At 49.4% G+C, this 5,724-nt stretch carries 5 protein-coding genes; all 5 read right to left on the bottom strand.

What is annotated here, in order from left to right:
• The coding region (locus ACTHMC_RS00005) for a cyclomaltodextrinase N-terminal domain-containing protein (RefSeq protein WP_440409728.1) at positions 1–632 on the bottom strand (632 nt) is incomplete at its 3' end.
• A complete protein-coding gene (locus ACTHMC_RS00010) occupies positions 629–1,993 on the bottom strand; it encodes an MFS transporter (RefSeq protein ID WP_440409730.1) in 1,365 nt (454 codons plus the stop codon). The genes ACTHMC_RS00010 and ACTHMC_RS00005, both read right to left, overlap by 4 nt.
• A 757-nt stretch (positions 1,994–2,750) precedes the next feature.
• A complete protein-coding gene (locus ACTHMC_RS00015) occupies positions 2,751–4,025 on the bottom strand; it encodes a glucose-1-phosphate adenylyltransferase (RefSeq protein ID WP_440409731.1) in 1,275 nt (424 codons plus the stop codon).
• A gap of 10 nt (positions 4,026–4,035) precedes the next feature.
• Positions 4,036–5,448, bottom strand: coding sequence for a glycogen synthase (locus tag ACTHMC_RS00020; RefSeq protein WP_440409733.1), 1,413 nt, complete (start codon positions 5,446–5,448; stop codon positions 4,036–4,038).
• Between the two features lie 83 nt (positions 5,449–5,531).
• Positions 5,532–5,724 (bottom strand): hypothetical protein (locus tag ACTHMC_RS00025; protein ID WP_440409734.1); only part of this gene is annotated, 193 nt, incomplete at its 5' end.

Here is a 5,724-nt window from a genome sequence, read left to right on the forward strand (position 1 = left end):
ACCCTATAATGGTCAGTAGCGGCATAGCCATGTTCCGTGCGTGATGGCATATCATTTTCCAGCACGGGATTGAGCCAGAGGGCGGTCACCCCCAGGTCCTGTAAGTAATCAAGATGATTCTCTATCCCTTTGAGATCGCCGCCGTGCCTGTGCCAGATATTGGATCTGTCGAGGCTCTGATCACGCATGCCTGGCACCCTGTCATTGGAGGGATCGCCATTGCTGAAGCGGTCCGGCATGATCAGGTAGATCAGGTCTTCGGTTCCCACGCCTTTGATGCGCGTACGGCCATTGCCTTTATGCCGCGTCTTCAGCGTATATGCCACTGTTCGTGCAGCAGTCCCCTGCCCTGCTATCACAAATTGCAATGTGCCCGGTTTTACTGCCTTTCCCACCACCAGATCAACTGCCAGGTAGTTGGTGTTCTTAAACCTGTGCACTCCCTTAAACTGTACGCCAGCATAAGGTTTCAGGCTAAGCTTGCTATTGCCGATTCCCGGTGCGCGCAGCAGCAGTTGCAGCTTTTGCTCCTTCATACCCGTCCACCAGTGTGTTGGATAGATGTTCAGGTTCTCCTGCGCCCAGGCATTCCCTGCTAACAATAATGCACATACGAAAGCAATCGATCTCATGATAAAGTTTTTTCTTCTTTGATACGGATAGCGCCTGGATCATACACGTAGATCACGCTGATAGCTGCGCAGAGCATGAACACACCTGCCAGCACCAGTGCATAGACCGGTTCATTATTGTACAGATGTTTTACTATCGGTCCCCCGATAATGCCGTTCAGTATCTGTGGAATTGTGATGAAGAAATTGAAGATTCCCATGTAAATTCCCATCTTACCAGCGGGGATAGAACCGGAAAGGATCACGTATGGCATCGCCAGGATACTGGCCCACGCAATGCCTACACAAACCATTGATCCAATCAGGAATTCCTTATTGGGAGCAAAATAAATACTGATCAGTCCCAATCCGCCGATCAGCAGGGATATCGCATGTGTCTGTTTCCTTCCGATGGCCTTAGCTATCGAAGGCAGCAACAATGCATAAACAGCAGACACTCCATTGTACACGGCGAAGATCACGCCCGTCCAGCTTTGCGCCTCCCTGTACAGCGGGCTGCTTCTGTCTTCTATCGGCAATCCGAAAACATGCGTTGCAATGGTATCCGTTGTGAACACCCACATGCCAAACAATGCAAACCAGCTGAAGAACTGCACCAGTCCCAGCTGCTTCATAGTCCGTGGCATCTTCGCGAAATCTTTGAAGATGGTACTCAGTCCTTCCTGCTTCGTTTCCGGTACCCCATGATATTTCGCATATTGCTCAGGTGGATATTCCTTTGTTTTGATAACAGTCCAGAGTACACTCAGCACAAACACACTGGCCCCGATGTAAAATGCATATTTCACATTTTCCGCTACCACACCATCCGGTGCTTCTGCATTCACATTAAAGTTGCTGCTCAGGATTGCCGGCAATGCCGATCCTAAAACCGCTCCTATTCCAATCAGACAGGTCTGTACTGCAAAGCCTTTGGTCCGTTGTGAGTCGGGCAGGTTATCCGCTACCAAAGCCCTGAAAGGCTCCATGGCCAGGTTGAAGCAGGCATCCATGATCATCAGAAAGGCTGCGCCGATGATCACCAGTGGCGCGATATTTCCCAGGATATTTGCATTCGGCATCAGCGCCAGTGCACTTGAGCTCAGGATGGCACCTGCCAGGAAATAAGGTCTGCGCCTTCCCAGCCTGTTCCAGGTACGGTCGCTATAATGACCCACAATAGGTTGAACGATGAGCCCGATCAGCGGGGCGGCGAGCCAGAACCAGCTCAGGTGCTCTACTTCAGCACCGTAGTTGCGGAGGATGCCGCTGGCATTGGAGTTCTGGAGGGCAAACCCGAATTGAATTCCCAGGAAGCCAAAACTCATATTGAAGATTTGGGGGGCCGTCAGTTTGGGCTTGGGTTGCAGCGAGATGGACATAGCAATCGTTGGTTTGAGGATGAAAGATAAGGATTATTGTGTTTTAAATACACGTTTGTTTTCTTTTTTGCTTTTGGGGCGCGAAGGGGTATGAAACGCCGGCTGAAAAACATACCCACACCTTTTGGATTTTCTATTGGGCTTTTGAGGGGAATGTTGGGGCGGTGGTATAATGCCGGGCTTTGGGATCGTATGTTTTAAAGGCCGGGCTTTTTCATACCCGCTTCGCGCAGCACGATGATAAGGCGGGATTGCTGAATACAATGTCCGGCAACCCCACCACGATCGCCCAACTTTCCGGTTAGGGGGAGAGAGGGGGAACAGGTGCATCACCCCGCTCCGTCCGGTAATGCGTTATCCAATACTCTAAAAAGCAAAAAAGAAATGGAAATGAGTTTCAAGTCAGACAGGAAAAGAACTGCCCAGGCTCACAGTTCGTCATAATCACCATCAAAAAAATGGAATCAACACAATCTGTTCATAAGATACTAAAAAAAAATCCGGGAAGTCCCGAATTTCAAACAACGCTGCAAAATGTAATACACAATGATGCACTGGTTATCCCTCTCATGCGCCCCCGGAGGGCCGGGGCGTAATTTTGCGGGTATGTGATGACGGCCTTCGAAACAAAAGCGAAGCAGCCGGGCCCATCTGCTACAGCTCAATCTCTCCTATCCCAGGCTCCATAGCACCACAAAAAGGTGCGGTTTGTTTTACAGCCGGAATCGCATACCCCAAAATAAGCCCCTAAGTAGCATCAAATGACGAAGCCATCAGGAAGGATCGCTCCTTTCTTGATAACTACGATGCCATCTCTTATTGTATAAAGTGAATGATCTGCATTCTCCATATGAATACTGCCATTGATCCGCACATCGTTTCCGATCCTGCAATTCTTATCGATGATGGCATTCTTGATATAGCAGCGTTCTCCTATTCCAAGCCTGGGCAGGCCGCGGTCTTTGGAGTATTGCATTTCTTCGATGGTTTCAAAATAATCGGAGCCCATCATATAGCAGCTGACCATGGTGGTACCATGACCAACGCGGCTGCGTATGCCGATCACGCTGTTTTCGATGCGGCTGGCTTCGATGATACAGCCTTCGGCAATGATGGTCTTTTCGAGCGTGGTGCCACTGATCTTGGCGGGTGGCAGCATGCGCGCGCGGGTATAAACAGCTTTGCTGTTGTCGAAAAGATTGAATGGAGGGATCTCCTGTGTGAGTGCCAGGTTGGCCTCGAAGAAGGAGTAGATATGGCCGATATCGGTCCAGTAGCCATCGTACTGATAGCTGATCACTTTGTATTCGGTGAGTGCGCGGGGAAGGATCTCTTTACCGAAGTCGGTATAATCTTTATATAGGTCCATGAGCATATCCACCAGCAGCTTGCGGTTGAAGATATAGATGCCCATGCTGGCGAGATAATTACGGCCCTGGCCCTGCATTTCGGTGCCGGTATCGCTTATCCAGTCGGGTAAGAGATCTTTTTTGGGCTTTTCTATGAAGGCGGTGATGGTATGTTCATCATCTGCCTTGAGGATACCGAAGTCTGAGGCTTCACGCTCGCCAACGGGAATGGTGGCGATGGTGATATCGGCGCCCCTGGCTTTATGGTTTTCCAGCATTTTGGTGAAGTCCATCTGGTAGAGCTGATCACCGGAAAGGATCAGCACATATTCACATTCATGCTGGTTCAGGTGGCGGAGGCTCTGCCTTACGGCGTCGGCTGTGCCCTGGTACCAGGCGGTGCTTTCGGGTGTTTGTTCTGCAGCGAGGATATCTACAAAGGCGCTGCTGAACACGCTGAAGTGATAGGTATTCTTGATATGCTTGTTCAGAGAGGCGGAGTTGAACTGTGTTAGCACGAACATGCGGGTGATGCTCGAGTTGATACAGTTTGAAATAGGAATGTCTACGAGGCGGTATTTGCCGGCAATGGGCACGGCTGGTTTAGAACGGCTGGCGGTAAGGGGATATAATCTTGTACCTGCTCCTCCTCCTAAAATGACAGCAATCACTTCTTTGCTCATAATGGAATTTTTATAATGATCGGTATACCTGAATATATTGTTCAACACTGGATTCCCAACTGTAGTCGAGTTGCATCATTCGCTGACGTAGCTGGTTGAGCTTCTTTTTGTTCTCATACAAATCTGTTGCCCGCCATACGGCATGTGTGATATCGCCTACATTGGCATTATTGTAACAGATACCGTAGCCATTTGTTTCGCCCATATCTATTACTGTGTCAATGAGGCCACCGGTCCTGCGCACCATCGGTATGGTACCGTAGCGCATGGAGTACATCTGGTTGAGACCGCAGGGCTCCACGCGCGAGGGCATCAGCAGGAAATCGGATCCCGCATACATCAGGTGGCTGAGGGCTTCGTTGTAACCGATGTATACATTGTAATCGTACTGGGCCAGCGGTTTCAGTGCGGTGAGCGCGGCTTCCACTTCGGGGAACCCGCTGCCGAGCACCAGGAAGTTCATCTTTCTTCCGATATAATAAAAGGAGTCTCCGATGGCCTGCGCCAGGAGGTCGGCTCCCTTCTCTCCTACCAGTCTTCCTATAAAACTGATCAGCGGTTTTTCGGGGTCGAGGCCGAACTGATCACAGAGCAGTTTTTTGCTGGCGGCCTTTCCTTCGTCCACTTCCACTACATCGAAGTGATCATTCAGGTAGTGATCGGATTCCGGGTCCCACACATCGGCATCGATGCCATTGAGGATGCCCACACATTTTCCTTTTTCATATTCGAAGAGGGCTTCCAGGCCGTTGCTGTTGTAACGCAGTTCGGCGAGGTAACTCGGACTAACGGTTGTTACTTTCCAGGCACATTTGATACCGCATGCGAGCGGGTTGATCTGATTGTTCCAGTCGAGCATGCCCCATTGCCAGGTATCCCACTGAGGTATATAAGAACTTTTGTTCCAGTCCATCCAGCCCTGGTACTGGGCGTTGTGGATGGTGAGTACGGAAGGGATGTTTTTGAGCGACTGATACCTGTAACAGTATTTCATCATGAAGGGGATCAGGGCTGCCTGGTGATCATGCACATGGATCACATCGGGCTTATCCTGCCAGGCTGAAACCCAGTCCAGCACTGCAATCTGAAAGGCGGTGAAACGTTCCGTGTCATCATCGTATCCATAGATTTTTTCCCTGTCGAGCAAACCGTTGATATCTACGAGGTAGAGATCGAAGCCCAGTTCATTGGTCTGTTCGCGGATTACGGTGAAGTCGAAATACCTGTTACCCATATTGGAGCCGCCCTTATGCACTACCTGCCACTGGTGGGTGTACAAAAAACGGGTGCGGTACATAGGAAGTACCACTTTGGCGATCTGCCCCTCCTGGTTCAGATATTTAGGTAATGCGCCTACCACATCCCCCAGTCCACCTGCCTTTGCTACCGGGTAACATTCTGCGCTCACGTGTAAGATCTCCATGCTGTTGTGTCTGTGTTTTATGAAATACTGATTGAATTTAGTGAAAAAGGTCCGAACGCGGTTAAGGCATTACAAAAATCTAATCACATGCACTGATGATTAGTGAGATTATAATTATTAAAGGCAATCCTTGCGGTTGATGATAAAAAACTATTATTTTTAAAAAATCTTTTCAAATCAATCGATTGTTCATGAGTCAACCAACAAAATGGTCCCAATTCGGGGTTCTGATCACCGTATTTTTCTTCTGGGGATTCGTTGCTGCTTCCAACAGTA

This window comes from Pseudobacter sp., assembly GCF_051955275.1.
GTDB lineage: Bacteria > Bacteroidota > Bacteroidia > Chitinophagales > Chitinophagaceae > Pseudobacter.